The following is a 26254-nucleotide window of genomic DNA, read 5'->3' as shown; positions in this document are numbered from 1 at the left end:
CGGCCCGGGGTTTCTACAGGCGCGGCGCCGTAGCGATCGCCATGGCCGACACCCCTACCGACGTCGACCTCAAGGCCGACCTGACCGACGATGTGGCCCTCGTCACGGGCGCGACGCGCGGGATCGGCGCCGAGATCGCCGCAGAACTGGCGGACCTGGGCGCGACCGTCTACGCCGGCGCGCGCGACCCCGACGACGTGACCGCGGCGGACCAGCGCGCGGTCCGGCTGGACGTGACCGACGACGACGAGCTCAGCGCCGCGGTCGACCGGATCGAGCGCGAGGCGGGATCGCTCGACGTCCTCGTGAACAACGCGGGCGTGTTCGCCCGCTCCGGACCGCTCCACGAGATGGACGTCTCGGACTTCGACCGCACGACGGCCGTCAACCTCCGCGGCCCGGTCGTCCTGACAAAGCACGCGCTGCCGCTGCTGTTGGAGGGAACCGGCGGTCGCGTCGTGAGCCTCTCGTCGGAGCTGGGGCAGTTCACCGAGGGGCAGATGGGCGGCGGCTACCCGGCCTACCGGCTCTCGAAGGTCGGCGTCGGCGGGCTGACCGCGTACCTCGACGGGGAGTACGGCGATCGGGGCCTCATCGCGAACGCCGTCTCGCCGGGGTGGGTCCGGACGGACATGGGCGGCGACGAGGCCCCGAGAACCCCGTCGAAGGGCGCCGAAACGCCGGTCTGGCTCGCGCGGTTCGCGCCGGGGAGCCCCGCGGGGCACCTCTGGAAGGACCGCGAGCGGGTCCCCTGGTAGCGTCGGCGACCGCAACGGATTTGCGCCGCCCGGTCCGAACCCCGGGCATGACGCGGGTGTGTCTCCTCGGCGACCCCGACGTGGAGCTCTCCTACGAGCTGCTCTCCCGCGAGACGGCTCGCGACGCGCTCGCCACCTACGACATCGAGGAGCCCTTCGAGAACAGCGTCGCCGTCGACACCGTGAGCCTCGGCGCCGCCGTCTCCCTCCTCAACGACCTCGACTGGTACCTCGCCCGCTTCGTCGCGGAGGCGCTCGTCCTGGAGCCGTCCGTCGCGACCGACGAGTGGCTCTCCCGCGACCTCGCCCGCGAGGTCCGCGACGGCGAGGTGCCGCCCGAGGAGACCGACCAGCGACTGAAGGTGTTCGGGCTCGTCGACGGGCGCCCGGTCGAGCCGCTGTTCGTCCGCCGGCGACAGGGCGAGACGCCGGAGTACGACCTGCGCGACGTCGAGGAGACCGTCGTCGTCCGCGTGAGCGAGTCAGAGTTCTCCGGCTGAGGCGTGCGCGGCGACCGCGGCGCCCGCCGACTTACGCCTCGTCGACCTCGGCGAGGATCCGCGTCCGAACGGGGTCGACGTCGACCGGCGCCCACGCCTCGACGTCGTAGGTCACGTCCGCGAGCGTCTCCAGCCGCTCGTCGTCGCTGTCGCCTATCGCCGCCACCGCCTCCTCGCGGAGCCGTTCGAGGACGGCGTCTGAGAGTGCCTCGCGGTCGACCTCCCGATCCGGGATTTCGAGGATGTGCGGGAGGTCCTCGGCGCCCGCCGGAAGCGTCGGGAACGCGGCGGGACCGACCGCGAGCGCGGTCTCCCGTTCGGACGCCGACTCGGAGCCTGCGCTCGAAAGGGCGGCCGACGGTGCCGGCACGAGCGCGTACTCGGCCACCGCGAGGTCGATTGCGGCGTCGATGGCGGCCTCGTCGACCTCGGCCCGCTGTTTGAACGCCAGCTCGGAGAGCGCCCGCGACAGCTCCGCCCGGGTGAGCCAGCCGAACAGGTCGACGACGCCCGCGAGGTCGTCGCGCGCGGCGACGCTCGGCCCGCTCGCGTCCGCCATCGTCAGTCCTCCCCCGGCGCGGGCTCCGCGTGTCCGTCGTCTGTCGCCGAGCCGCCGACGGCGTCGTTCCCGCTGGCCTCCGAGCCGTCGCCGCGGACGGCCACTAGGTCCGCCTCGGCGGCCTCTCGGACCTCGTCGGGGTCGACCGGCGCGTCCTGCCACGCGGGGAGCCGCGTGTCGGGGCCGGGCTCGCCGAGGGCCTCGGCGTAGGTCGCCACCTGCGAGCGCTCGTCGTCGGCGTCGTACGAGAGGCCGTTGAACGCGGCGTCGGCGGCGTAGCCGTCGACCAGCGTCGCCGCCGCGTCGCGGTACCGGCCGGCGAGGCCCTCGTAGTCGACGTCCACGCCCGCGTCCTCGACCGCGCGCAGCGTCGCCGCGCCGACCGCGCGGCTCATGTCCGCGAGCCCGGTCGGGCCCTCGACGGAGCGGTGGTCGTGCTCGTAGCGGCCGAGGTCGACCTGCGCGCTGTCCGCGAAGCCGGCGTGGTCGAACGCCTCCCCGAGCGTCCCGACCTCGAGCCCCCAGCCGCGCTGGACGCGGAGCCGCGAGACGAGGTCGCTCGTCGCCGCGAACTCCCCGGCGAGCGCGTAGCGGAACGCCGAGAGGTACTCCAGGACCGCCGGCTCTCGCCCGGGCGCGGCGTCACCGAGCGCCCGGACCAGCGGCCGGAAGAACAGCCTGAACAGCCGCCCGTACAGCGAGCCGTCCTCGACGCGGGCGTAGTACCCCTTCGAGAAGGCGTAGCCGCGCCCGAGCGGGAACAGCAGTCGGTTGACGAACGCGGGCGAGTAGGTCTTGGTGTCGGCGTCGTGGACGACGACGAACTCCTCGTCGAGCGCGCGGCCGAGGGCGAGCCACACGTCGCGGCCCTTGCCGCGGTCGCCGTCGAGCCCGCGCGCCTCCAGCAGCGAGGCGAGTTTTGGGCCGTCGCACCACAGCGTCTCCACGTCGATGTCGAACCCGTCGAGCCAGTCGGCGAACGGGCCGGCGCGGTCGGCCGACGCCCGCAGCGGGACGATGACCCGGGCGGGGTCGACCGTCTCCAGCGTGGACAGCACGCGCTCGGCCGCGAGCGTCCCGTACTCGCGCTCGGTCATCGGCACGACGACCGCCGCGCGGTCCGTCGGGGCGTCGGGCCGGTGGTCGGTCAACGCGTGGAGGGTCGTCACGCGCTCCTGAACGTACTCCATTTACCGATCACACGGGAGCGACGCCCAAAACAGGTGCGGTACCCCCGACCCGTTCGAAGCGTCCGAACGGGCTCCGCGCTCCGGTCCCGTCGCCGGCGGCGCCTTGCCGTCGCGTCAGGTCGCCCGCGTCGAACCCGTCGCTCCGCCCGGGACGCGCCCGAGGCGGTAGAGGACCGCGTACCCGGCGACGAGGAGCGCCAAGCCGCCCGCGAGCGCGAGGAAGACGGCGTCGTAGCCCGCGCCCGCCTCAACGGCCTCGCCGACGACCCACGAGCCCGCCGCCTGCGTGGACATCATCCCGGCCGAGAACATCGCGTACGCCGACGCGCGCGACTCGTCCGGTAGCGACGCCAGCAGGTACGTGTCCCCGGCCGGGAACAGCATGTGGATGGCGAACCCGACGACGACGCTCGCGGCGATCACCGCCGCCAGCCCCTCGGCGACGACGACGAGGACGACGCCCCCCACGAACGAGGCGACGATGCCGAGCAGGTAGGGGACGTGCGGGAGCCGGTCCGCGAGGTCGCCCGAGACGAGGAAGGCGGGGACGCCGGCGGCGAAGATGACGGTCAGGAGGTTCCGGGCCGTCGCCCGTGGGAGTCCCTTGTCTATCATGTACAGCTCGTAGAAGTTGAACAGGCCCTGCCACACGAAGCTCGTGAGGCCCATCAGCACGACGCCCGCGACGATCAGCTTCCACTCGCCGCGGGCCGCCGCGAGGAAGTCGGTGTCCCCGGCGCCCGCGTCCGGGAGGTCGGTCCGCTTCGCGAGCGCGACGAACAGCAGCGTGCTGACGGCCGCGGCGAGCGCGAGCGCGTAGAAGGCGTAGCGCCAGTCGTACCACAGCGCGACGGTGACGGCGGGCGCGGCGATGACCGCGGAGAGCTGGCTGGCCATGCCGTGGACGCCCATCACGCGGCCCACGCGCTGCGGGAACAGCTCAGAGATGAACGGGTTGGCGGCGACGAAGTAGACCCCGGAGGCCAGGCCCACCGCGAAGGCGGCGACCATGAGCGCGAGGACGCCCGGCGCGAGCGCGACGCCGAGCGCCCCGGCGGTCAGCATCGCGCCGGAGACGACGATGACGCTGCGCCGCGCGAACCGGGTGAGCGCCCAGCCCGCGGGGAGCCGCGGGGCGGCCGAGCCGAGCCACGCGAGCGTGACGATGAGCCCGGCGGTCCCCTCGCGGATCCCGAACGCGTCGATGAACTCGCCCACGAGCGGTGCGAACACGACCCGGGCGAAGTTGACGAGGAAGACCAGCGCGCAGAGCGAGCCGAACAGCCTGGTCCGTGACACGGCGGCGATTCCGCGCGCCCGGACACAAGGGTTGCGAAAGCGCCCGGTCGGGCACCGCGAGCGTTCGATCTCGACGGGGGAGCCCGCACCGTTCCGCCCGCCCGCGGTTTCGCCGAGGTCGTCAGACCGACGTCGTACAGGGTTTTTATGCGCCCCGGCGACAAACCCCGGGTATGAAATCCACGCGTAAGGGGCTCCGCGACGGGGACCTCGTCAAGGACACCTACGAGCGGCTCAACTGCGCCGACTGCGACCAGGTCCTGAAGAAGGAGAATGATCCCGACGAGGTGTTCTCGGTCCGGATCTGCCCGGAGTGCGGCACGCGGTACAAGGAACTCCGCTGAGGTCGCCGCGCGCCCGAGACGTCGACCCGCCGCCCGAGTCAGCGCCTCCACCGTCGCCCTCTCCTCGCCCGCCGTCGTTCAGGAGCCGAACGAGTCCGCGACCGACGCCGCCACTGCCAGCGCCTCGTCGGTCACGATCTCGATCCACCGGTATCGCGTGTACGCCTCGACCGTCGACCTGGCGGTCCGGTCGGCCGCCGCGAGGGCGCCGTCGGGCTCGTCGAACAGCGCGAGGAACTCGGTCGCCAGCCACCGAGCGAGCGGGTTCTCGCTCCCGGCGAGCGACGACGCCGACTCGACGGCCCCCTCGCGCGCGTCGCCGATCGCCGCCGGGTCGTCGGGGAACATCGCGTCCCCCTCCTCGACCCGCGACGCCACGGCGTCGAGCGCCCGGAGCCGCGTCCACGCGAGCGCCGTTCGGGTCAGCCCCGTCGCCGGGTTGTCGGGCTCGTAGTCGCCGAACGCGACCGGGTCGAACCACATGCCGTCGAAGCTCCGGTAGACGGCGCTCGACAGCAGGGCGTCGCTCGGCGCGCCGCGTTCGACCGCACGCTCGTCGACGAACGCCTCGGCGCCCGGGCTGTGTCGGAGGTCCTCGACGCCCTCGCCGTGGAGCTCGCGGAGCCGGTCGCCGACCGCGCGGCCGATCCGGTTCATCTCGCGGCGGAGCGGCTCGGCCACGGACGCCGGATCGCCGAGCGACGCCGCGTACCGGTCGCGCAGGTACCGGCCCGCCTCGACGTGCGACTGGACGCGCTCGATCTCGCCGATCGCGTCTCCCGTCCGAAGCGGGTTCGCCCGGTCTGCGGGCCCCACGCCGCCGCCGACGAGCGTCCGTCGGCGCGCCACGTCGTACCACCGCTCCATCGGCCCGTACACCGCGGCGGCCGCGAGCGGGTCCGCCGCCGGACCGGGGAGTTCCCGCAGCGTCTCGGACGCTCGGCGGCGCACCGTTCCGAGATCCGGGGCCACCGCGGTCGGGTCGCCCTCGGCGGTCACGGCCGCCCACGTGCCGACGGCGGTCGCGGCGTGCTCGCGCGCCGTCGCGTACCGCTCGGCCGCCTCCAGCGGCGTCAGCGACGCCGGTCCGCCCGGCAGCGCCTCGCGGGCCGCCGTCCGCTCGGTCTCGATCTGCTCGCGGAACTCGCCGTTCGGGAGCGTCTCCGCCGTCAGCGGCTCCGGGATCGGACTGAGCAGCCGGTCGACCCGGTCCGCGAAGGCGGCCGCGACCTCGGGCTCGACGTCGACGGGAACGAGCCGGGGGCGCTCCGGGACGGGCTCGTCGAACGAGGTCGGGACGCGCTCGATGTCGAGCGACGGCGGGTCGTCCCAGAAACGCGGGTCGCCTCCCCGACCGGAACAGCCGGCGAGCGAACCGAGCGCGACGGCGCCCGCCGCGGCGAGCGCGTCGCGTCGCGTGAGCCTCCGAGACATCAGAAGTCACCCCACTCGTTGGTCGCCGTGGCGTTGCCGGGCACGGTCGCGTTCCCGTCGATCACGTCGTACTCGGTGTCAGTAGTCCGACAGGGCGACCGTCCGCTGGACCCCGAGCCCCGGATCTGGTCGTCCAGCGCGACCGGCAGCCGGAAGAGCAGCGCCATCGCGACCCTGGTGTCGGCCTCGCACGCCGCGTCGGACGGTCTGAGCTCGCGGCAGTACTCGTACTCGACGCGCCCGGGCCGCCACGACACCGAGTCGATCTCCAGCCGCTGGCAGGACAGGATTCCGGCCGGCGAGACGTACACCGTCTCCGCGTCGTAGTCCGTCTCGTCGAAGAACTCGCGGACCCGGCGCCGGTCCTCCTCGGCGACGCCCTCGGCGGGCAGCAACTCGGCCGCGCGGTCGGCGGTCGTGACGAGCTCGCGCCCGACGGAGACCGGCTCCCCGTCGTCGGTCGCCTCGCTCCCGTCGACGAGGACGCGATCGCCGTCGGGGTTCCGCGGTTTCACCACCGTCGGGTCCGTGTCGGTTCCGGAGACTGCCGACGACCTGGCGACGGGGTCGGAGCCGTCGGCCGGGTCGCCGCCGAAGCAGCCGGCGAGCGCGCCGACCGCGGCGAGGGCGGCGCTACCCAGGAGGGCACGTCGCGTGGGGGACATACCCCCCGGTTGAACCGGTCCGGACAAACGTTTTGTGGCGTTCGCCCGACGGTGCTCTCCCTCCTCGCGCCGCGGCCGACTCACTCGAAGACCGCGTCGAACGCCGACGCGCCGAGCGGGTCGAACGTGCCGGCCGCGACGTTCTCGCGGACGTGCTCGGGGTCGGTCGTGCCGACGAGCGACGCGGTGACGCCGGGGGCGCTCCGCGCGAAGTTGAGCGCGCGCTGGGCCGGGGTCTCCCCCGCGAGCGTCGCGTCCACGTCCGCGGGGATCGCGCCCTCGACAGCCAGGTCGCCCTGCCCGAGACTCGCGCTCGTCACCACCGAGAGCCCGGCCTCGTGAGCGAACGTGAGCGTCGAGACGGGCCCGTCGGCGTCGGCGCCGGGCGGCGCGGGCTGGTTCCGCCGGGTGAACGCGTCGGCCATCGCGACGTTGAACGGCAGCTGGACCGCCGCGAACCCGTGGTCGTCGTCTGGGCCGACCGCCTCGCCGGCGGCCTCGGCGCGGGCGAGCACCTCGGCGAGCGAGAGGTAGCCGTCGGCCCCCTGCGGCACGCGGAAGGCGCTCCACGACGCGACGCCGTAGGCGCCGACGTCGCCCGCGGCGCGCCGGCGTTCGAGGGCCTCGAAGGCGGCTTCGAGCGCGTCGTACACCTCGGACCGCGAGCGCACGGCGAGCTGGGTCTCGGGGTTGTGGACGTAGAAGCAGTCGACGGAGTCGAGGCCGAGCCGGTCGAGCGAGCGGTCCAGCGACCACTCCAGGTACGCCGGCGTCATCGCGTGGGCGCCGTTCGCGAGGTCGCCCGGGTCGACGATCCCCGGCTCGACGAAGCGCTCGCGGACGTAGGCGCTCGGGTCCGCGGGGCGCTCGCCGTCGAACGGGAGGAAGCCGCCCTTCGTCGCGACGACGACCGACTCGCGGTCGACGGGCGCCTCGGTGAGGGCCTCGCCGACGACGCGCTCGGCGCGGCCGCAGCGGTAGTTGGCCGCGGTGTCGACGTGGTTCACCCCCGAGCGGAGCGCCAGTCCGATCGACTCGCGGGCGGCGTCGTCGACCGCGGGCGTCGGTTCGCCGAGGTACGTCCCGATCCCGAGGCTGGAGACGACGCCGGGGCCGAAGCGGCGGAAGTAGGTGCGCCCGAAGGCGTCGCCGAACCGGTTCCGGTACCCCCAGAGGGCCTCGCGAGTCGCCATGTGGTCGTGGTAGTCGGCTCGCTGGTAAAAGTCGCGCGGGATGCGGGGTCGCCGCCGGGGTTCCCGACCCCGCGAGGGCGCCCGTCAGTCGGTCACGCGGAAGGTCCGCGCGGTGTCCCTGTCGCCGCGGACCGCGTCGACCTCGACGAGTCCCAGCGAGGTGAACACCTCGCCCCAGTCCCGGTAGTACAGCGGCGTCTCGTCGTCGACGTAGTTCACGTCCGGATCGGTCGCCTCCGTCTCCCCCGCCGGCTCCTCGATCTCGGCCGTGACGAGGACCTCATCGGTGATCCGCGCGATCTCCTCGAAGACCCTGTCGACGTCGGGGTGAAGGTGTTGGAGCGTCTCGACCGAGTACACGGCGTCGAACGCCCCGTCCCCGAACTCGCCGACGAGGTTCTCTATCGCGCCGTAGTAGAACGTCCCGTCGGCGGCCAGGTCGGGGTAGGCCTCCCGCATCACGTCGAACGCGTCGGCGTTGATGTCGACGCCCGAGAGGTCGTCGAAGCCGTGGGCCGCGAGGTGACCGAGGTGGCGGCCCGACCCGCAGCCCAGTTCGAGGACGGCCGCCTCGCGGTCGAGGTGCGCGGTCAGCGCCTCGCGGATCCGCTCGCTCGTCTCGTTCGGCCCGCGGTGGGCGTAGTACGTCGGCGAGTACTCTCCCGCCCGGTCCGTCCACGCGTCTCGGACGGTGTCGATGTTCACGGGTAACGACTCTGGCGGGGTGGCATAACGGCGTCGGACGGCGCCCGGCGCGCGCCGGTGCCACCGCGGCCCGCTCGGACGCGTCAGGCGCCGCCCTTCTCCGGTCGCTCGCGCTTCGTCCGCGGTAGTTAGCGTGCGTCTGAAGCGACGAGTTCGGTCGTCTCGGTCCTCAATCCACCGCGGATTCCCGGCGGAACGAAACGAGGGAAGCGCATATTAGTATAAATATTCCGAAAGAAATACAAAATATACACACAAACGAGTAAATATGCTCGACGGAAAGACGGCGATCGTCACCGGCGGCTCGGCCGGCATCGGAAAGGCCATCGCTGCGGAGTTCGTCGACCGAGGGGCGTCGGTCGTGATCGCGAACCGGACCGAGGAGACGGGCCGAGAGACCGCCGAAGAGCTCGGCTGTTCGTTCGTCCAGTGCGACGTCTCGTCGTACGAGTCCGTCGAATCGCTGGTCGAACGGACGGTCGACGAACACGGCGGACTGGACATCCTCGTGAACAACGCCGGGATCGGGCTCACCGGAACGGTCGAGGAGACGACGCTCGACGACTGGCACAGGCTGTTAGAGATCAACCTCAACGGCGTCGTCTACGGGACGCGAGCGGCCATGCCGTCCCTGCGCGAGTCCTCGGGGGCGGTCCTCAACGTCGCGTCCGTGTTCGGGCTGGTCGGGGGGCCCCAGACGGCCGCGTACGCAACCGCGAAGGGCGCCGTCGTCAACTTCACACGAACGACGGCCGTCGATTACGCCGACGCCGGCGTCCGGGTGAACAGCATCTGTCCCGGCTTTGTCGAGACCGAGATGACCGAGTCCGAGCTTAACGACGACTCCTTCTACGAGTTCGTCCTCAGCCAGACGCCGATCGGCCGAATCGCCGAACCGGAAGAGATCGCCGAACCGGCGGCGTTCCTCGTTTCAGACAAGGCCTCGTACATCACCGGAGTCAACCTCTCGATCGACGGCGGGTGGACGACGCACTAGCGCGCGCCCCCGTCGGCGTCGACTTCGTCCTGTCCCGTCGTATTTGCCGTGACCTGGACGACCCGTTCGCCGACCCCGCGATCGACCCGAACTACCTGGACGAGCGCGCGGACCTCGACGCGCTCGTCGAGGGGGTCAGGCGGGCCCGCGACATCGCTCGGCAGGACGCCCTCTCGGGGTACGTCGGCCGCGAGCGGTGGCCCGGCGAGGACGTTGAGACCGACGAGGAAATCGCCCGCCACGTCCGGGGGACGTGTCACACCGTGTATCACCACGTCGGGACGTGTAAGATGGGTGACGACGAGGCGGCGGTCGTGGACGACGAGCTCCGGGTCCACGGGGTCGACGGGCTGCGCGTCGTCGACGCGAGCGTGATGCCCGCGATCGTCGGCGGCAACACGAACGCCCCGACGATCGCCCTCGCCGAGCGGGCGGCGGACCTGATCCGCGACGATCGGACGGCGACCGGCGAGAGGCGGACGTCGGCCGCCGGCGATTAGCCCGACCGACGGTCGTCCGACCTTCCGCGGCGAGCAACACGTCGGCCGCGCCTCGGCGTCAGACGCGCGCACGACGCAACGACTATACGGACTCCGGGAGTCACGTGCGGTAATGGCCTCGCTCACCGACCACCTGGCGGACCTCGTCGCGGACGTCGACGCCGCGTTGCTGTTCTCGCCGACGAGTTCCTTCTACGAGCGATTCGCTGACGCCGAGGTCGAGGTCGTCGTCGTCGCGCCCGACAACGACGTCGACGCCGAGACGTTCGTCGAGCTGCCGCTCCCCTTCGACAACGTCAAAGACCGGATCGGGTTCGGCATCGAGGGCGCCATGGACGCGGACCTCCTCGCGGAGGGCGACGAGGTGGCCTGCGTCGCGTCAGTGTTCGACGGCGGCTCGGACGCGGTCGTCCGCGTCACCGTCGACGAGGGGATCCACACCGGCATCTACGACCTGTTCGCCAACTCCCGGGCCGAGCCGAGCGTCATCCGCGACGTGTTCGAGGTCGCGATCGAACTCGGACAGAAGGGGCAGAAGGGGAAGCCCGTGGGCGCGCTGTTCGTGGTCGGCGACGCGGGGAAGGTGATGAACAAGTCCCGTCCGCTGTCGTACAACCCCTTCGAGAAGAGCCACGTCCACGTCGGCGACCCCATCGTGAACGTCATGCTCAAGGAGTTCTCGCGGCTGGACGGCGCGTTCGTCGTCTCCGACTCCGGGAAGATCGTCTCGGCGTACCGATACCTCGAACCCGCGGCCGAGGGCGTCGACATCCCGAAGGGGCTCGGCGCGCGCCACATGGCGGGCGGCGCGATCACCCGCGACACCAACGCGACCGCCATCGTCCTCTCCGAGTCGGACGGGCTCGTCCGGGCGTTCAAGGCCGGCGAACTCGTCTTGGAGATCGATCCGGAGGAGTACTAAGCGATGTCAGCGGGCCAGGTCTCCGTCCCCGAGTTCGTCGCGACAGTCCCGTACCGGATCTGGCTGGCGCTCGGGGTGTTCGCGCTTGGGCTCGTGTTAGCGTACCTCACCGGCGTGGTCAACCGCCGACTGCTCCGCCGCGCCGGCGTCCCGGAGGTGATCGAGGGGACCGCCTTCGAGCGGACCGCCCGCGAGTTCGACACCTCGACGGTGGGGATCCTCGCGCGGGTGTCCAGCTACTTCATCGTCGCCGTCGCCGTCATCGTCGCCCTCACGGTGGCGGACGTGAACTACCTCGAACAGTTCTGGTCGGGGGTCGCCGCGTTCCTCCCGCGGCTGTTCGTCGCGGTGGTCGTGTTCATCGTCGGCATCGTCGTCGGCGACAAGGCGGAGCTGCTCGTCGCCGAGCGCCTCCGCGGAATCAAGCTCCCGGAGCTCGGCGTGCTCCCGACGCTCGTGAAGTACAGCGTCGTGTACGTCGCGACGCTCATCGCGCTCGGTCAGGTCGGCGTCCAGACGCTCGCGCTCATCGTGCTGCTCGCGGCGTACGCGTTCGCGCTCGTGCTGTTCGCCGCGCTCGCGACGAAGGACCTCGTCGCCTCGGCGGCGGCCGGCGTCTTCCTCCTCCTCCGCCAGCCGTACGGCATCGGCGACGAGGTGCGGGTCGCCGGCGAGCGCGGCGTCGTCCAGGAGGTTGACCTCTTCGTCACCCACATCGAGACGGACGGGGAAGAGCACGTCCTCCCGAACCACGCGGTGTTCCGCGAAGGGATCGTACTGATCCGGGAGTGACTCGCGCGGCGGCGCCGAGTTCGGAACGCACTTACCCGGTCGTGTTTTAGGCCCGCCTAAAATGAGGCGACAGGAGGAACAGCTCGTCGGTGCCCTGTTCGACGTGTTGGAGACCGAGGGGCACGACGAGGCCCGGAAGCGCCTGTTGCGCGCGTACGAGTCCAGCGCGTCCGAGGGTCGCGACGAACTGATTGAACGGCTGATAACGGAGCTCGTCGCCGTGCTCAACGAGCAGCTCGGCCGCCGAGAGGGTGCCGTCGTCCTCACCGACGCGATCCAGTTCCTCTTCGACCGCCTCGTCTCCGTCGTCGAGGTCGCGCCGGTCGCCATCGTCGTCGTCGACGCAGAGGGTGCGGTCCAGCTCTGGAACGACGGCGCCGAACGGCTGTTCGGCTGGACGGAGTCGGACGCGCTCGGCGGTCGCCTCGTCTCGAAGGAGGCGGACGCGAGCGGGCCGTTCGGCGACTCCCTCTCGCGGCTCGAACGGGGCGAGCGTCTGACGGGGGTCGAAACGCGCCACCCACACCGAGACGGCTCGCTGGTGGAGATCCGGTTCTGGGCGGCCCCCCTCCGCGATCGACACGACGACTTCGCCGGCGCCACGTACGTCGCGGCCGACGTCGGAGAGCGGAAGCGCCGCGAACAGCGGCTGACCGTACTCAACCGTGTGTTGCGGCACAACATTCGCAACGACGTGAACGTCGTGTTGGGTCACCTCGAAGCGCTCGCGGCCGAGCGACCCGACGACGACCCGCACGTGGCGGCGATGGAGCGGCGGCTCGCGGAGATCGTCGACCTGAGCGACGCGGCCAGACGCGCCGAGCGGCTTCAGGAGTCCGACGGCGAAGCGAGCCGGACGACGTTCGACCTGTCGGCGCTCGCCCGCGATCGAGTCCGGGAATTCGATACCGCCGTCGGGGACGCCGCGTTCACCGTCGGGGGACCGGACGCCGTCGAGGCCGTCGCCCACGAGCTGCTGCCGTTCGCGCTCGACAACCTCCTGGAGAACGCGGTCGAGCACTGCGGACCGTCTCCCCGGGTACGCGTGGCGGTTCGGGAGGAAGGGGACAGAGCGCTCCTCACGGTGGCGGACGACGGCCCGGGGCTCCCGGCGCACGAGCGGGAGGTGCTGACCCGCTCGGACGAGACGCAGCTCACACACAGCACCGGCATGGGGATCTGGTTGGTCCGCTGGATCGTCCGTAGTTCCGGGGGCGAGTTGCGCGTCGGGGAGAGCGAGGCCGGCGGGACCGCGATCACCGTCGTCCTCCGGCGGTGAGCGCGCCGCGCGGACGTTCCCACCTCGTGAGATCCTCTCTCACGATATAACTTACCAGCCGATCGATACCCGCGTATGAACGACGACGCCACCGCGGTCTGCGACGGCTGGGACGGCAGCGAGTGCGAGGGGACGCCCCACTGCCCCCCGCGCTGTCCGCGGTTCGTCGACAAGGAGGGCACGCGCTGGACGATCCGCCCGGCGAGGGACGCCGACGAGCCGTTCCTCGCCGAGATGTACGACGCGTTCGACCGCACTCACCGCGCGCAGGGCCTCCCGCCGGTGAGCCGGCGGCGCTGCGCCGACTGGGTCGAGACGATGCTCCGCGAGGCGAACAACGTCGTCGCGGAGCGGGACGGCGAGCTGCTCGGCCACGCGATGTACACGCCGACCGACGCCGCGGTGCCCGAGCTCGCGGTCTTCGTTCACCCCACTGCGCAGGACCGCGGCGTCGGGACGGAGCTGTGTCGGCACGTGATCGCCAACGCCGCCGCGGCCGACCGAGAGGGGCTCGAACTCCACGTCGAGACCGGGAACCGCGTCGCGCGGAGCGTCTACCGCACGGTCGGCTTCGAGGTCGCCGAGCGACGCGGCGACCTCCGGATGGAGCTCGACCTCGACGAACCGATCGCGACCGAGGTCCGCTGGCCGCCGCTCGCCCGTCAGGGCCCCGCCGAGCCGGCGGTCGACCTCTCGCCCCGTGACGGCGGCCCCGGACGCTCTCCGGCCGACGACTGAGGCGAGGCGGCAGTGCGACCCGCCCTCCGGACCGCCGTCACCGCAACCGTTAGGCCCCGCCGACCCCAGGGTACCGTAACCGTGGACGACGCCATCGAGTGGCTGCGGAACCGCCCCTTCTACGAGGGACAGATCGCCGACCACCGGCGGCTCCCGGCGCGCGAGCCCGAGTTCGGCGACGTGGACCTCGAACCCCGGCTCGCCGACGCGCTCGCGGACCGCGGGATCGACCGGCTCTACCGCCACCAGGCCGACGCGATCGGCGCGGTCCGCGACGGCGACGACGTCGTCCTCGCGACCGAGACGGCCAGCGGCAAGTCGCTCGCGTACACCGTCCCCGCCTTCGAGGCCGCGATGGACCACGGCGGGCGGACGCTCTACCTCGGCCCGCAGAACGCGCTGATCGCCGACCAGGAGGAGTCGCTGTCGGACCTCGCGGCCGACCTCGGCTTCGGCAGCCGGGTCTCGGTCGACTCCTACACCGGGCGGCTCTCGCGGTCGGAGAAACGGGACGTGCGCGACCGCCGTCCGACCGTCCTCCTCTCGAACCCGGACATGCTCCACTACGCGCTGTTGCCGTACGCCGGGCGCCTCTGGGACTGGTTCTTCTCGTCGCTGGAGCACGTCGTGATAGACGAGGTCCACAGCTACCGCGGCGTGTTCGGCTCGCAGGTCGCGCTTACCCTCCGGCGGCTCGCGCGAACCTGCGAGCGGTTCGGCTCGTCGCCGCAGTTCGTCTGCTGCTCGGCGACGATCAACAACCCCGTCGACCACGTCGCGACGGTCACCGGCCGCGACCCCGAGAGGATCGCCCTCGTCGACGAGGACACCTCCGGGCGCGGGCCGCGCGACTGGGTGCTGTGGAACCCGCCGGAGTACGACGACGACTGGCAGGAGCGCGGGAGCGGTCGGCGGAAGTCGAGCCACACGGAGTCGAAGCGGCTGTTCGTCGACCTCGTGACGGCGGGCGCACAGACCCTGGCGTTCACGCGGGCGCGACAGACCGCCGAGCAGTACGCGACCGACAGCGCGAGCGACCTCCGGGAGCGGGGCGAGCGCGACCTCGCCGGGAAGGTCGGCGCGTACCAGGCGGCGCTCACCGACGACCGCCGCCGGGAGATAGAGGCCGACCTCCACGCCGGCGACCTGCGGGGCGTCTGGTCGACGAGCGCCCTCGAACTCGGCGTCGACGTGGGCGGGCTCGACGCGGTCGTCCTCGACGGCTACCCCGGCACGCGGATGTCGGCCCACCAGCGCGCGGGCCGGGCCGGCCGCGGCGACGACCCCGCGCTGGTGGTGCTGGTCGGCGGCGAGGACCAGCTCGACCAGTACCTGATGCGGAACCCGAGCGACTTCTTCGACGCGCCGCCCGAGGACGCGATCTGTGACCCGGAGAACGGCCAGCTCATGCCCGACCACGTCGCCTGCGCGGCCGACGAGAACTGGCTCTCGCCCGGGGACGAGCGGTTCTTCGGCGACTCGTTCCCGGGCGTGGTGGCCGACCTCACCGACGAGGGCGTCCTGAACCGGCGCGAGGCCGCCAAGGGGACGCGCTGGGTCCACGCCGGGGGGTCGAGCCCGCAGCAGTCCGTGAACCTCCGCACCGCCGAGGAGCGCGAGATATCGCTGATCGAGCGGTCGAGCGGCGAGACGGTCGCCGCGCTCGGGTTCGCCGACGCGCTCCGCGACGCCCACCCCGGCGCCATCTACCACCAGCAGGGCCGCACCTACGAGGTGGTCGACCTCGACCTCGACCGCGACGTGGCGGAGCTCCAGCAGTCGTGGGCGGACTACTACACGCAGGTGCGGTCGGACAAGGACATCGTCGTGAACGAGGACCTCGACGAGCGCGCGCTCTCGGCGCGCGAGGACGTGCCGGTCCGCTTCGCGGACGTGACCGTGACCGAGCAGATTACGGGCTTCGTGCGGAAGGACGCCGCCACGGGCGAGTCGCTCGGCGAGTCGACGCTCGACCTCCCGGAGACGACGCTGCGGACGAAGGCGCTGTACTTCCCGGTGCCGAGGGATCTCGAGCGCGAGATGCGGCGGCTCGGCGACGCGCTCGACGGCGAGGACGCGGGCGACCCCGAAGTCAGCGCCGACGGCGGCGAGGCGCCCGGCGACGGCGACGAACCGATCCCGGGCGGCGAGTACGCGTTCAACGGCGGGATCCACGCGGCCGAACACGGGATCATCTCGCTGTTCCCGTTCCACCTCCTCTGTGACCGCGCCGACGTCGGCGGCATCTCGACGCCGCACCACCCGCACACCGAGGGGCCGGCCGTGTTCGTCTACGACGGCTATCCGGGCGGCGTCGGGCTCACGCGCCGCGGCCACCGCCGGATCGAGGAGCTGATGACCCGGACGGCGCGGCTCATCGACAGCTGCGACTGCGAGGGCGGCTGCCCGGCCTGCGTCCAGTCGCCCCACTGCGGCAACGGGAACGACCCGCTGGCGAAGGCGCCCGCCGTCCGCCTGCTCGAATCGCTGACGGGCACCGACGCGGACGCCTGACCCAAACTGACTTGCCTCCGGCCGTCGAGCGTTCCGTCGATGGCGCTCGACCTCGACGACGCCGCGGACCCCGCCGCCCGGGCGATGGAGTGGCTCGTCCTCGGCGCGGCGTACTTCCTCCTGCTCCTGTTCCTCATCGGCGTGTTCGACCTGTTCGTCTCGCTGTACCGCCTCCTCGTCGCGGGGAACTTCACCGACCCGGCCGAGGTGGTCGCGCTCCTCGACAGCGTCCTCCTCCTCCTGATCATCGTCGAGGTCCACCGGACGCTCGTGGCGTACGCGCGCGGCCAGCCGGTCCTCCGGATCGTCGTGAGCGCGGCGATCATCGCCGTCTCCCGGCGCGTGATCAGCTTCCGCTTAGAGGACTACGGCGGCGGCAACGAGGCGCTGCTCGCGGCCGCGGCGCTCGGCGTGCTCGTGCTCGCGCTCACCGTCGGCTACTTCCTGCTCGACCGGGTGAGCGTCCCGGGGCGGCTGGAGCTCTGATCGCGGTGCGACCGGAGCGCCGCCCGCTGCCGGCCGAGACCCCCGCGCCGCTCCCGGTGGTTTCACGGTGGACGCGCCCGTGTGGAACCCATGGAGCTGTTCTGGCACCGACGGGACCTCAGAGCCGCCGACAACGTCGGGCTCGCGGCCGCGAGCGGGGCCGGCGACGACCCCGACCGCGGTCCCGCCGCGCCCGTGTTCGTCTTCGATCCGTCCGTCCTCGACCACGCGAGCGACGTTCGCGTGCGCCGCCTGCTCGACGGGCTGGCCGCGCTGCGCGACGACTACCGCGCACGCGGGAGCGACCTGCTCGTCGCGCGCGGCGACCCGGAGACCGTCCTCCCGCGGCTCGCGGCGGCGCTCGACGCCGAGCGCGTCGTCTGGAACCGCGACTACTCCGGGCTCGCCCGCGAGCGCGACGCCGGGGTGCGACGCGCGCTCGACGCGGTCGACGTGGCGCGCGAGGCCCACCACGACGCGGTCCTCCACGACCCCGACGCGATCCGGACGAACGCCGGCGACCCCTACTCCGTGTACAGCTACTACTGGAAGAAGTGGACCGACCGCGCGAAAGAGGACCCGGCGCCGGCGCCGACCGAGGCGGGCCTGGCCGATACCGATCGGCTCGCCGACGCGGCCGACGCCGTCGACGGGACGGACCCGTCGGGCGCGGTCGCGGACGGCGGCGAGGCGGCGACGCTCGGCGCGGCGGTCGGCGACCTCCCGACGCCGGCGGACCTCGGCTTCGCGGAACCGGAGGCCGACGTCGGCCCCGCGGGGACGGAAGCGGCCCGGGAGCGCCTCGACGACTTCCTCGACGAGGCCGTGTTCGCCTACGAGGCCGAGCGCGACTACCCGGCCCGGGAGGCGACCTCGCGGCTCTCCGCGTTCTTCAAGTACGGCGAGATCGGCGTCCGCGAGGCGTACGCCGCCACCGAGGCGGCGATGGCCGAGGCGGAGTCCGACTCGCGGCCCGAGGACGCCCCGGAGCAGGTCGAGGAGTTCCAACAGCAACTGGCGTGGCGGGAGTTCTACACGCAGGTCCTCTTCCACAACCCGGAGGTGGTCTCCGAGAACTACAAGGAGTACGAGGAGGGGATCGACTGGCGCGACGACCCCGAGGAGATCGCCGCGTGGAAGCGCGGCGAGACGGGGTACCCCATCGTCGACGCCGGGATGCGCCAGCTGCGCGAGGAGGCGTTCATGCACAACCGGGTGCGGATGATCGTCGCCTCCTTCCTCACGAAGGACCTCCTCGCGGACTGGCGCCACGGTTACGACCACTTCCGCGAACGCTTGGCCGATCACGACACCGCCAACGACAACGGCGGGTGGCAGTGGGCGGCCTCCACCGGGACCGACGCGCAGCCGTACTTCCGCATCTTCAACCCGATGACGCAGGGCGAGCGCTACGACCCCGACGCGGAGTACATCACGGAGTACGTCCCGGAGCTCCGCGGGCTCGACGCCGACCTGATCCACGAGTGGCACGAGCTGTCGCCCACCCAGCGCGCGAACGCCGCGCCGGAGTACCCGTCGCCGATCGTCGACCACTCGGAGCGCCGCGAGGCGGCCCTCGCGATGTACAAGCGGGCGCGCGGCGAGGATCCGGAGGACTGAGGCCGCGGCGCAGAGAGCGCGTTCGTCTCGCGACGGAAAACGGAGCGGCGACGCCGACTCAGTCGGCGACCGCGGCCACCATCCCCTGCTTGTAGTACCGCTGGAGCGTGACGAACAGGACGATCATCGTCAGAACCGACCGCGGCGAGTACGAGCCCCAGTACGGGTTCGGCTGGACGAACGGTGTCGTCACGGCGCTGTCGGCTCGGCGGTAGGCCCTTCCCCTGCCGCCCGAGCGGGAGCGTCGCGCTTCTGAACGCTTATCCCCGCCGGCCGACTTCGATCGGGTATGAGCGACGACGACGCCGTCGACGCCGAGTCCGCCGAGGACGAGGCGGGCGACGCGGCGCGGACGAACGGCACGGCGGAGGCGACCGCCGAGGAAGCGGCCGCCGAGTCGGCCGACGGCGACGCCCGTCACGACGACGAGGCGCTCGCCACGGCCGTCGCCGAGCACGACGAGGCGCTCGCGCGCGAGGTGGCGGCGCTGGAGGCCGACCTCGCCGAGACCCGCGAGGCGCTGCGCGAGCGCGACGAGGAGGTCGAGGAACTGACGAGCAAGCTCGCCCGCGTGAAGGCGGACTTCAGCAACTACAAGCAGCGCGCGAAGCGGAAGCAGGGGGAGATCCGCGAGCGCGCCTCCGAGGCGCTCGTCGAGCGGATCGCGCCCGTCCGGAACGACCTCCTCCGCGCGCTCGACCAGGAGGAGGGGAGCGACCTCCGCCCCGGCGTCGAGTCGACGCTGGAGAAGTTCGACGACGTGCTCGCCGACGAGGGGGTCGAACCCATCGAACCGGAGCCGGGCGAGGAGGTCGACCCGGCTCGCCACCAGGTGATGCTCCGCGTCGACAGCGACCGCCCAGAGGGGACGATCCACGAGGTGTACGAGCCCGGCTACGAGATGGGCGACCGCGTGCTGAGCGAGGCGAAGGTGACCGTCAGCACCGGCGACGGCGAATAGCTCGCGCTCCTCTGTTCCGGCGGCGCGTCAGGACCGGACCGCCGATTCGTAGGCGTCGGCGAGGTCGTCGAGGCCCGCGTTCGTCGCCGCGGCGTGCGGCACGGAGAGCGGCGAGACCGACACCTCGCCGTCGACGACGGCGCGCCGGTCGGTCCCCACGGGGTCCGGCACGTCGCCGTCGTTCATCCGGCCCCAGATCGGGTCGGAGAACCCGACGCGGCCGTCGCCGTTCCGCTCCGCGCGCATCCCGTACCACGTCGAGGGCGTCGTGACGCGGAGCGGCGCGCGGTCCTCGTCCGCGATGGGCGCGTTCACGTTGAGGTAGTCCGCCCGCTCGAACACGCCGGCGTCGACCGCCTCGTCGACGAGGTACCGCGTCGCCCGGGCCGCGTGCGCGAAGTCCGCGGCCGCGAACTCCCGCTTCCACCAGTCGTCGCCGCCGGGCACGTACATCGAGGTCGCGACCGCGGGCACGTCGAAGAACGCGGCCTCGACGGCCGCCGAGACGGTCCCCGACCGGCCGAGCGTGTAGGCGCCGAGGTTCGCCCCCTCGTTACAGCCCGCGACGACCGCGTCCGCCTCCGGGACGAGTTCGTCGAGGCCGGCGACGACGCAGTCGACGGGGGTCCCGTCGACGACGTACCCCAGCTCGTGGTCGTCGACCGCGGCGTCGTCGGAGAGGCGGCGACCGACGGACGACTGGTCGTCGGCCGGCGCGACGACCGTCACCGCGTACTCGGTCGCGAGGGCGTCGTGGAGCGCGCGCAGCCCCGCGGCGTCGACGCCGTCGTCGTTGGTCAACAGGATCCGGTCGACGCTCATACCCGTACCACGGGCGAGTCGGGCAAAAGTCCACCGTCGGTGCGGGCGTCGCGTCGAACGGAAAAGCACACGTATCGCCGGGCCGACCCGTCGGTATGGGATTCGGGGACACCGCAAAGAAGATTCAGACCCTCGCGGACCGCGCGGAGCGCACCTACAAGAAGATCAGCGAGCTCCGCGACGAGGTCGACGAGACGCAGGAGACGGTGAAAGACACCGCGGAGCGCGTCAAGACGCTCGAAAACGAGATGGCCGAACAGCGGGCCGTCCTCGACGCGGTCGCCGAGGAGGTCGGCGTCGACTTGGCGCGCGTGAGCACCGAGGCGCACATCACCGACGCCGAGGAGACGGCGGCCGCCGCGGGCGACGACGCGGACGCGGGTGACGACGCCGCCGCGGGCGACGACGCGGCGTAGCCGACGGTCGGCTCAGTCGTCGCTCGCGGCCGTCTCCGCCCGCGAGACGACCTCCGCCGGCACGCCCGCGACGGTCGCGCCCGGCGGCACGTCCTCGGCGACGAGCGAGTTCGCGGCGACGCGCGCCCCCTCGCCGACGGTGACGCCGGGCAGCACTATCGCCCCGGCGCCGACCATCGCCTCGTCCTCGACGACCACGTCGCCGAGGCGGTACTCCTCGTGGAGGAACTCGTGGCACAGCAGCGTGGCGTCGTACCCGATGACTGCGTCGTCGCCGACGCGGATTCTCTCGGGCCAGAACACGTCGGGCGTCGACTCCAACCCCCAGGCGACGCCGGCGCCGACCGTGACGCCGATCCGCCGCAGCAGCCAGTTCTTCAGCCGGAGGCTCGGACAGATCCGCGCGAGGACGATGACGACGTAGTTGCGCACGACCGCGAGCGGCGACTTCGCGTCCGGCCACGACCACAGGGAGTTGCGCGCTCCCGGCGTCGGAAACCGGTCGAGGCGGTCGCTCCGACTCGGGTCGGTGTCGTCGGACCTCGCGTCCAGGTCGTCGCGTGGCGGCTCGGTGTCCTCGCGCGTCGCGGCCGCGTCGTCGTCGGTCACGACGGCTCGTTCGGACGGGGAGAATAAAAGGGTCGCTCCGGGGCGTCGGTCGGAACGCGTCCGGTCAGCTCCGGAGGTCGTCCATGTGGTCGATCCGGCGCTGAACGAGATCGGCTGTACCGATGTCGTGACGGATGCGGACGCGATCGCCCGCGGCCGCCAGGGCGTCCTCCGCCTGCGCCTCGGCGGCCGCGACGGAGTCGCCGCGGCCGACGACGGCGAACGCCCGCGACGTGGTCGTGTACAGGCGCCCGTCGCGCTCGTCGACGCTGGCGTAGTAGAGGAGCGCGTCGCCCGCGTGCTCTTCGTCGACCGCGATCTCGGCGCCCGCGTCGGGGTCGGTCGGGTACCCGTCCGGCACCGCGTACTTACAGACGGTCGCCTCGCCGGAGAAGGAGAGCTCCGGGAGCGGCTCGCCGTCGCGCGCGGCGGCGAGCACGTCGACGAACGGCGTGTCGAGGACGGGCAGCGTGTTCATCGCCTCCGGGTCGCCGAAGCGCGCGTTGAACTCGACGACCTTCGGACCCGTGTCGGTGAGCATGAACTGGCCGTAGAGGACGCCCTTGTACTCGGGGAGCGCGTCGACGACCGCCGCTAACACGTCGACCGCGGCCTCGTAGTCGCCGTCGCGCATGAACGGCAGCGAGCGCCCCGTATCGGAGTACGAGCCCATCCCGCCGGTGTTGGGTCCCTCGTCGCCCTCGTAGGCGCGCTTGTGGTCCTGGACCGCCGGCGTCGTCCGCAGATCGCCGTCGGCGACGAACGCCTGGATCGTGAACTCCTCGCCGACGAGTCGCTCCTCCAGCACCACGCGGTCGTAATCGGAGTCGCGGAGGTACGCCTTCGCCTCCTCGCTCGTCACCTGGTCGCCGATCACCTTCACGCCCTTCCCGCCGGTGAGCCCGGCGGGCTTGACCGCGAGGTCGCCGTCGTACCCGTCGATGTACTCGCAGGCCGCCTCCGTGTCGTCGAACACCGCGTAGTCCGGACAGCCCGGGATCGCGTGCTCCTCCATGAACTCCCGCTGGTACGCCTTATCGGTCTCCAGCCGGGCCTCGGCGGCCCGCGGGCCGAAGGCGTACACGCCGGCGTCGTCGAGCGCGTCCGCGACCCCCGCCTCAAGCGCCGACTCCGGGCCGATGACCGCGAGGTCCGCGCCGACCTCGGTCGCGTAGTCGGCGACCGCGGCCGGATCGGTCTCGTCGATCGCCGCGAACCCGTCCGCCAACCGTCGGATCCCCGGGTTCCGAACGCCGGCGCAGGCGTACAGCGCGCAGTCGTCGGCCACGGCGCGGGCGATCGCGTGTTCGCGCCCGCCGCCCCCCACCACGAGTACGGTCTCCGTCATGCCCGACGGGTGTCCGCACGGTAGTGTAAACCTTACTCTCTATCGGGCCCGATATATGCGCGGACGTGGATAGAACTACGCCCGAAGCGGGAATCGCCCCGGTGCGGACGGCTTTTGGCCCGCCGGGCCGAATCGAGCCCATGTCACAGCCGACCGAGCGGAACCGCCTCGACGGCGAGGCGAGCCCGTACCTCCAACAGCACGCCGACAACCCCGTCAACTGGCAGCCGTGGGGCGACGAGGCGTTCGAGCGCGCTCAGGAGCACGACGTTCCGGTGTTCGTCTCCATCGGCTACTCCTCGTGTCACTGGTGTCACGTCATGGCCGAGGAGAGCTTCGAGGACGAGTCGGTCGCCGCGCTGCTCAACGAGGAGTTCGTCTCGATCAAGGTCGACCGGGAGGAGCGCCCCGACGTCGACAGCACGTTCATGACCGTCTGCCAGCTGGTCACGGGCGGCGGCGGGTGGCCGCTCTCGGCGTGGTGTACCCCGGAGGGGAGGCCGTTCTACGTCGGGACCTACTTCCCGCCCGAGCCGCGGCGGAACCAGCCCGGCTTCCGCGACCTCTGTGAACGCATCGCCGACTCCTGGAGCGACCCCGAGCAGCGCGAGGAGATGCGGCGGCGCGCCGACCAGTGGGCCGAGAGCGCGCGCGACGAGCTGGAGTCGGTGCCGACGCCGGACGCGGCCGGTCCGGACGGTGAGGACGCGGCCGGTCCCGCCGGCGACGACCTGCTCGACACCGCGGCCGCGGCGGCGCTGCGCGGCTACGACGAGGAGCACGGCGGCTTCGGGAGCGGCGGCGCGAAGTTCCCGATGCCCGGGCGGATCGACCTCCTGATGCGCGCCTACGCCGGGCGCGGCCGCGACGCCCTGCTGTCGGCCGCGACCGGCACGCTCGACGGGATGGCCCGCGGGGGCATGTACGACCAGATCGGCGGGGGGTTCCACCGCTACGCGGTCGACCGCGAGTGGACGGTCCCGCACTTCGAGAAGATGCTGTACGACAACGCCGAGCTGCCGATGGCCTACCTCGACGGCTACCGCCTCGCGGGCGACCCCGCGTACGCCCGCGTCGCGAGCGAGTCGCTCGCGTTCCTCGACCGCGAGCTCCGCCACGAGGGCGGCGGCTTCTTCAGCACCCTCGACGCGCGGAGCCGACCGCCCGCGGGCCGCGGGGGCGACGACGGGGAGGGAGACGTCGAGGGTGCGTTCTACGTGTGGACCCCCGAGGAGGTCGACGCCGTCCTCGACGAGCCGGCCGCGTCGCTCGCCAAGGAGCGGTACGGGATCCGGGCCGGGGGCAACTTCGAGCGCGGCACGACCGTCCCGACGATCGCCGCGTCCGTCGAGGAGCTGGCCGCCGACCGCGACCTGTCGCCCGAGGCGGTCCGAGAGATCCTGACCGAGGCGCGCACGGAGCTGTTCGACGCCCGCGAGGAGCGCCCGCGTCCCGCCCGCGACGAGAAGGTGCTGGCCTCGTGGAACGGGCGAGCGATCTCCGCGTTCGCGCGGGCCGGGAGCGCGCTCGGCGAGGCGTACGCCGAGATCGCCCGCGAGGCGCTCGACTTCTGTCGCGAGCGCCTCTACGACGCCGACCGCGAGACCGGCGCGCTCGCCCGGCGCTGGCTCGACGGCGACGTGCGCGGGCCGGGGTACCTCGACGACTACGCGTTCCTCGCGCGCGGCGCGCTCGACACGTACGCGGCGACCGGCGACCCGGAGCCGCTCGGGTTCGCCCTCGATCTCGCCGACGCGCTCGTCGACGAGTTCCACGACGCCGACGACGGGACGATCTACTTCACCCGCGACCTCGACGGCGAGGCGCGAGACGGCTCCGGCGACGCCGGCGGCGAGACCGCCGACGCCGGCCCCCTCATCGCGCGGCCGCAGGAGTTCACCGACCGGTCGACGCCGTCGAGCCTCGGGGTCGCCGCCGAGACGCTCGCGCTCCTTGACGGCTTCCGAACGGACGGCGAGTTCCGCGAGATCGCCGAGCGCGTCGTGCGAACCCACGCCGACCGGATCCGCGGGAGCCCGCTGGAACACGCCTCCCTCGTGCGGGCGGCCGACCTGGTCGAGACCGGCGGGATCCAGGTGACCGTCGCCGCCGACGCGGTCCCCGACGACTGGCGCGAGACGCTCGGCGAGCGGTACCTCCCGGGCGCCCTGATCGCGCCGCGACCCGCTACAGATGCGGACCTCGACGAGTGGCTCGACCGCCTCGGCATGGCGGAGGCCCCGCCGATCTGGGCGGGCCGCGACGCGGTCGACGGCGAACCGACCGCGTACGTCTGCGAGGGCTTCACCTGCTCGCCGCCGCGGACGGACCTCGACGCGGCGCTCTCGTGGCTGGAAACGCGGGAGTCGTCCGAGTAGGCGGCCGTTCCGACCCCTCGGCCCTCGCTCCGTCGGGACCGGCCGGGTCGGCGCGTCGCGCTTAACTACCCCCGTCACCACGACCCGACCATGTACGACTTCGTCGTCGTCGGCGCGGGACCGCCGGGGTCGCGGTTCGCCCGACGCGCGGCCGAGGACGGCCGCGACGTCGTCGCCTTCGAGAAGGGGTCGGTCGGCGAGCCGCTCGCCTGCTCCGGGCACGTCTCCGACGACGTGTGGGAGTACGCCCCCGACGGCGCCCGCGACGACCTCCTCCAGAACCGGGTGTACGGGGCCCGCTTCCACGTCGGCGGTCCGGATTCGCGGTCCTACCCGTTCTACAAGCGGGAACCGGTCTCCAACGTGATCGACCGCGTCGGGCTCGACCGAGCCCTCGCCGAGGCCGCGCGCGAGGCGGGCGCCGACGTCCGAGAGAACCACACGGTCGTCGGCGTGGAGGAGCGGGCCGACCGGGTCGCCGTGGACGTTCGGACGCCCGCGGGTGACGTGGAGCGCGTCGAGGCCCGGATGGTCGCCGGCTGCGACGGGCCCACGTCGCGGGTGCGGCGCGCGCTCGACCTCCCGGAGCCGGACGAACTGCTCCACGGCGTCCTCGGGTTCGACCCCGCGGCGGACGCGGGCGACTACGTCGACGTCCACCTCACCGCGCCGACGTTCTTCGCGTGGCGGATCCCCCGCGGCGACGCGGGCGTCGAGTACGGGCTGGCGGCGCCGCCGAGCGAGGATGTGTCGGAGATGTTCGAGCGGCTCACGGACGCCTACGGCGCGACGACCGACCGGCGCTGCTCTGGCGCCATCCCGGTCGGCCCGCCGGCGCGGACGACGAGCGACCGCGGCTTCCTGATCGGCGACGCCGCCGCGCAGACGAAGCCGTTCACCGGCGGCGGCATCCTCTACGGGATGCGCGCGGCCGACGTGGCCGCGGCGGCGATCGACCCGGCGGACCCGGGGACGCTCGCGGACTACGAGTCCGGGTGGCGCGCGGAGCTGGCCACGGAGATCCGACTCGGGAAGGCGATCAGGCGGTGTTACTCGCTCCCGGAACCGGTTCAGCGGGTCGGGCTACGGGCGCTGTCCGGCGAGATCGGCGTCCACATGGACGAGCCGTCCTCGTTCTTCTCGGCGTCGCACCTGCGGTCGCTGTTCTCGCGGGCGACCCCCCCGGAACGGATACATCCCGACGACCGGGGGGCGAAGTGACCCC

Annotated in this window: 26 protein-coding genes and 1 pseudogene; 17 read left to right on the top strand and 10 right to left on the bottom strand. The window is 72.5% G+C overall.

Annotated features, from left to right (window positions below):
- Nucleotides 1–41: 41 nt before the first annotated feature.
- Together AMR74_RS07330 and AMR74_RS07325 are read left to right on the top strand one after the other, a co-directional pair.
- Nucleotides 42–758: an SDR family NAD(P)-dependent oxidoreductase gene (locus tag AMR74_RS07330; RefSeq protein ID WP_053771404.1), complete on the top strand. Its 717-nt coding sequence runs from the start codon at nucleotides 42–44 to the stop codon at nucleotides 756–758.
- Nucleotides 759–805: 47 nt separating this feature from the next.
- On the top strand, nucleotides 806–1258 hold the full coding sequence (locus AMR74_RS07325; protein WP_053771403.1) for a DUF5804 family protein: 453 nt from the start codon (nucleotides 806–808) through the stop codon (nucleotides 1256–1258).
- A gap of 31 nt (nucleotides 1259–1289) precedes the next feature.
- Here AMR74_RS07325 and AMR74_RS07320 read toward each other — a convergent pair whose 3' ends face one another.
- From AMR74_RS07320 to AMR74_RS07310, 3 genes are all read right to left on the bottom strand, one after another.
- Nucleotides 1290–1817, bottom strand: coding sequence for a DUF7109 family protein (locus AMR74_RS07320; protein ID WP_053771402.1), 528 nt, complete (start codon nucleotides 1815–1817; stop codon nucleotides 1290–1292).
- 2 nt (nucleotides 1818–1819) lie between these two features.
- Nucleotides 1820–3007 carry a glycosyl transferase family 2 gene (locus AMR74_RS07315; RefSeq protein ID WP_053771401.1) on the bottom strand — a complete coding sequence of 396 codons (1188 nt, stop codon included), beginning with the start codon at nucleotides 3005–3007 and terminating at the stop codon, nucleotides 1820–1822.
- A 114-nt stretch (nucleotides 3008–3121) separates the two neighbouring features.
- The gene (locus AMR74_RS07310) at nucleotides 3122–4306 is read right to left on the bottom strand and encodes an MFS transporter (protein ID WP_053771400.1); all 1185 of its coding nucleotides are present in this window, start codon (nucleotides 4304–4306) and stop codon (nucleotides 3122–3124) included.
- Nucleotides 4307–4479: 173 nt separating this feature from the next.
- Here AMR74_RS07310 and AMR74_RS19060 point away from each other — a divergent pair, with 173 nt between their 5' ends.
- Nucleotides 4480–4650: an HVO_0758 family zinc finger protein gene (locus AMR74_RS19060; protein WP_167551897.1), complete on the top strand. Its 171-nt coding sequence runs from the start codon at nucleotides 4480–4482 to the stop codon at nucleotides 4648–4650.
- A 78-nt stretch (nucleotides 4651–4728) separates the two neighbouring features.
- Here AMR74_RS19060 and AMR74_RS07305 read toward each other — a convergent pair whose 3' ends face one another.
- The 4 genes from AMR74_RS07305 to AMR74_RS07290 form a co-directional block, all read right to left on the bottom strand.
- On the bottom strand, nucleotides 4729–6084 hold the full coding sequence (locus tag AMR74_RS07305) for a hypothetical protein (RefSeq protein WP_053771399.1): 1356 nt from the start codon (nucleotides 6082–6084) through the stop codon (nucleotides 4729–4731).
- Nucleotides 6084–6749, bottom strand: coding sequence for a hypothetical protein (locus AMR74_RS07300; protein WP_053771398.1), 666 nt, complete (start codon nucleotides 6747–6749; stop codon nucleotides 6084–6086). Before AMR74_RS07300 ends, AMR74_RS07305 begins: the two co-directional genes overlap by 1 nt.
- A gap of 80 nt (nucleotides 6750–6829) precedes the next feature.
- Entirely contained in the window at nucleotides 6830–7942 is a 1113-nt protein-coding gene (locus AMR74_RS07295; protein WP_053771397.1) for an aldo/keto reductase, read from the bottom strand.
- Between the two features lie 84 nt (nucleotides 7943–8026).
- Nucleotides 8027–8647 carry a class I SAM-dependent methyltransferase gene (locus tag AMR74_RS07290; protein ID WP_053771396.1) on the bottom strand — a complete coding sequence of 207 codons (621 nt, stop codon included), beginning with the start codon at nucleotides 8645–8647 and terminating at the stop codon, nucleotides 8027–8029.
- A 268-nt stretch (nucleotides 8648–8915) separates the two neighbouring features.
- Between AMR74_RS07290 and AMR74_RS07285 the strand changes: the two genes are divergently transcribed.
- From AMR74_RS07285 to AMR74_RS07240, 11 genes and pseudogenes are all read left to right on the top strand, one after another.
- The gene (locus AMR74_RS07285; protein ID WP_053771395.1) at nucleotides 8916–9644 is read left to right on the top strand and encodes an SDR family NAD(P)-dependent oxidoreductase; all 729 of its coding nucleotides are present in this window, start codon (nucleotides 8916–8918) and stop codon (nucleotides 9642–9644) included.
- Nucleotides 9645–9697: 53 nt separating this feature from the next.
- Nucleotides 9698–10144, top strand: a pseudogene (locus AMR74_RS07280) (GMC oxidoreductase); the annotation flags it as partial.
- A gap of 112 nt (nucleotides 10145–10256) precedes the next feature.
- Nucleotides 10257–11066 carry a diadenylate cyclase DacZ gene (dacZ, locus tag AMR74_RS07275; protein ID WP_053771393.1) on the top strand — a complete coding sequence of 270 codons (810 nt, stop codon included), beginning with the start codon at nucleotides 10257–10259 and terminating at the stop codon, nucleotides 11064–11066.
- Between the two features lie 3 nt (nucleotides 11067–11069).
- Entirely contained in the window at nucleotides 11070–11858 is a 789-nt protein-coding gene (locus AMR74_RS07270; RefSeq protein ID WP_053771392.1) for a mechanosensitive ion channel domain-containing protein, read from the top strand.
- A 61-nt stretch (nucleotides 11859–11919) separates the two neighbouring features.
- Nucleotides 11920–13137 (top strand): sensor histidine kinase, encoded by a 1218-nt coding sequence (locus AMR74_RS07265; RefSeq protein ID WP_053771391.1) that lies wholly within the window; start codon nucleotides 11920–11922, stop codon nucleotides 13135–13137.
- A gap of 75 nt (nucleotides 13138–13212) precedes the next feature.
- Nucleotides 13213–13875, top strand: coding sequence for a GNAT family N-acetyltransferase (locus AMR74_RS07260; RefSeq protein ID WP_053771390.1), 663 nt, complete (start codon nucleotides 13213–13215; stop codon nucleotides 13873–13875).
- An 81-nt stretch (nucleotides 13876–13956) separates the two neighbouring features.
- Nucleotides 13957–16389, top strand: coding sequence for a DEAD/DEAH box helicase (locus AMR74_RS07255; RefSeq protein ID WP_053771389.1), 2433 nt, complete (start codon nucleotides 13957–13959; stop codon nucleotides 16387–16389).
- Between the two features lie 39 nt (nucleotides 16390–16428).
- Entirely contained in the window at nucleotides 16429–16875 is a 447-nt protein-coding gene (locus AMR74_RS07250; protein WP_053771388.1) for a phosphate-starvation-inducible PsiE family protein, read from the top strand.
- 90 nt (nucleotides 16876–16965) lie between these two features.
- Complete coding sequence (locus AMR74_RS07245) at nucleotides 16966–18495, top strand: cryptochrome/photolyase family protein (RefSeq protein WP_053771387.1); 1530 nt, start codon at nucleotides 16966–16968, stop codon at nucleotides 18493–18495.
- 107 nt (nucleotides 18496–18602) lie between these two features.
- Nucleotides 18603–18710, top strand: coding sequence for a trehalase family glycosidase (locus AMR74_RS19925; RefSeq protein ID WP_137705338.1), 108 nt, complete (start codon nucleotides 18603–18605; stop codon nucleotides 18708–18710).
- Nucleotides 18711–18784: 74 nt separating this feature from the next.
- Nucleotides 18785–19456: a nucleotide exchange factor GrpE gene (locus AMR74_RS07240; protein ID WP_053771386.1), complete on the top strand. Its 672-nt coding sequence runs from the start codon at nucleotides 18785–18787 to the stop codon at nucleotides 19454–19456.
- A 27-nt stretch (nucleotides 19457–19483) separates the two neighbouring features.
- Here AMR74_RS07240 and surE read toward each other — a convergent pair whose 3' ends face one another.
- The gene (surE, locus tag AMR74_RS07235) at nucleotides 19484–20278 is read right to left on the bottom strand and encodes a 5'/3'-nucleotidase SurE (protein ID WP_053771385.1); all 795 of its coding nucleotides are present in this window, start codon (nucleotides 20276–20278) and stop codon (nucleotides 19484–19486) included.
- Between the two features lie 95 nt (nucleotides 20279–20373).
- On the opposite strand from surE, the gene AMR74_RS07230 reads away from it, so the two are divergent.
- Nucleotides 20374–20694 (top strand): DUF5798 family protein, encoded by a 321-nt coding sequence (locus tag AMR74_RS07230; protein WP_053771384.1) that lies wholly within the window; start codon nucleotides 20374–20376, stop codon nucleotides 20692–20694.
- Between the two features lie 12 nt (nucleotides 20695–20706).
- Here the strand turns inward: AMR74_RS07230 and AMR74_RS07225 are convergent, their stop codons facing one another.
- Together AMR74_RS07225 and purD are read right to left on the bottom strand one after the other, a co-directional pair.
- Complete coding sequence (locus AMR74_RS07225; protein WP_394324735.1) at nucleotides 20707–21303, bottom strand: acyltransferase; 597 nt, start codon at nucleotides 21301–21303, stop codon at nucleotides 20707–20709.
- Between the two features lie 64 nt (nucleotides 21304–21367).
- Entirely contained in the window at nucleotides 21368–22651 is a 1284-nt protein-coding gene (gene purD, locus AMR74_RS07220) for a phosphoribosylamine--glycine ligase (protein ID WP_053771383.1), read from the bottom strand.
- Between the two features lie 140 nt (nucleotides 22652–22791).
- Between purD and AMR74_RS07215 the strand changes: the two genes are divergently transcribed.
- A complete protein-coding gene (locus AMR74_RS07215; RefSeq protein WP_053771382.1) occupies nucleotides 22792–25029 on the top strand; it encodes a thioredoxin domain-containing protein in 2238 nt (745 codons plus the stop codon).
- A 90-nt stretch (nucleotides 25030–25119) separates the two neighbouring features.
- Nucleotides 25120–26250: a geranylgeranyl reductase family protein gene (locus AMR74_RS07210; protein WP_053771381.1), complete on the top strand. Its 1131-nt coding sequence runs from the start codon at nucleotides 25120–25122 to the stop codon at nucleotides 26248–26250.
- The last annotated feature ends 4 nt before the right edge of the window (nucleotides 26251–26254 follow it).

This window comes from Halorubrum tropicale, assembly GCF_001280455.1.
GTDB lineage: Archaea > Halobacteriota > Halobacteria > Halobacteriales > Haloferacaceae > Halorubrum > Halorubrum tropicale.
Note: the sequence above shows the minus strand (reverse complement) of the source record. Positions and strands in the feature narration are given on the sequence as shown.

Coding starts and splice junctions, on each gene's coding strand:
- AMR74_RS07285 (WP_053771395.1), top strand. CDS start 8,916: ATGCTCGACGGAAAGACGGCGATCGTCACCGGCGGCTCGGCCGGCATC.
- purD (WP_053771383.1), bottom strand. CDS start 22,651: ATGACGGAGACCGTACTCGTGGTGGGGGGCGGCGGGCGCGAACACGCG.
- AMR74_RS07315 (WP_053771401.1), bottom strand. CDS start 3,007: ATGGAGTACGTTCAGGAGCGCGTGACGACCCTCCACGCGTTGACCGAC.
- AMR74_RS07230 (WP_053771384.1), top strand. CDS start 20,374: ATGGGATTCGGGGACACCGCAAAGAAGATTCAGACCCTCGCGGACCGC.
- AMR74_RS07265 (WP_053771391.1), top strand. CDS start 11,920: ATGAGGCGACAGGAGGAACAGCTCGTCGGTGCCCTGTTCGACGTGTTG.
- AMR74_RS07260 (WP_053771390.1), top strand. CDS start 13,213: ATGAACGACGACGCCACCGCGGTCTGCGACGGCTGGGACGGCAGCGAG.
- AMR74_RS07270 (WP_053771392.1), top strand. CDS start 11,070: ATGTCAGCGGGCCAGGTCTCCGTCCCCGAGTTCGTCGCGACAGTCCCG.
- AMR74_RS07320 (WP_053771402.1), bottom strand. CDS start 1,817: ATGGCGGACGCGAGCGGGCCGAGCGTCGCCGCGCGCGACGACCTCGCG.
- AMR74_RS07245 (WP_053771387.1), top strand. CDS start 16,966: ATGGAGCTGTTCTGGCACCGACGGGACCTCAGAGCCGCCGACAACGTC.
- AMR74_RS07325 (WP_053771403.1), top strand. CDS start 806: ATGACGCGGGTGTGTCTCCTCGGCGACCCCGACGTGGAGCTCTCCTAC.
- AMR74_RS07215 (WP_053771382.1), top strand. CDS start 22,792: ATGTCACAGCCGACCGAGCGGAACCGCCTCGACGGCGAGGCGAGCCCG.
- AMR74_RS07300 (WP_053771398.1), bottom strand. CDS start 6,749: ATGTCCCCCACGCGACGTGCCCTCCTGGGTAGCGCCGCCCTCGCCGCG.
- AMR74_RS07250 (WP_053771388.1), top strand. CDS start 16,429: ATGGCGCTCGACCTCGACGACGCCGCGGACCCCGCCGCCCGGGCGATG.
- AMR74_RS07305 (WP_053771399.1), bottom strand. CDS start 6,084: ATGTCTCGGAGGCTCACGCGACGCGACGCGCTCGCCGCGGCGGGCGCC.
- AMR74_RS07330 (WP_053771404.1), top strand. CDS start 42: ATGGCCGACACCCCTACCGACGTCGACCTCAAGGCCGACCTGACCGAC.
- AMR74_RS07210 (WP_053771381.1), top strand. CDS start 25,120: ATGTACGACTTCGTCGTCGTCGGCGCGGGACCGCCGGGGTCGCGGTTC.
- surE (WP_053771385.1), bottom strand. CDS start 20,278: ATGAGCGTCGACCGGATCCTGTTGACCAACGACGACGGCGTCGACGCC.
- AMR74_RS19060 (WP_167551897.1), top strand. CDS start 4,480: ATGAAATCCACGCGTAAGGGGCTCCGCGACGGGGACCTCGTCAAGGAC.
- AMR74_RS07240 (WP_053771386.1), top strand. CDS start 18,785: ATGAGCGACGACGACGCCGTCGACGCCGAGTCCGCCGAGGACGAGGCG.
- AMR74_RS07295 (WP_053771397.1), bottom strand. CDS start 7,942: ATGGCGACTCGCGAGGCCCTCTGGGGGTACCGGAACCGGTTCGGCGAC.
- dacZ (WP_053771393.1), top strand. CDS start 10,257: ATGGCCTCGCTCACCGACCACCTGGCGGACCTCGTCGCGGACGTCGAC.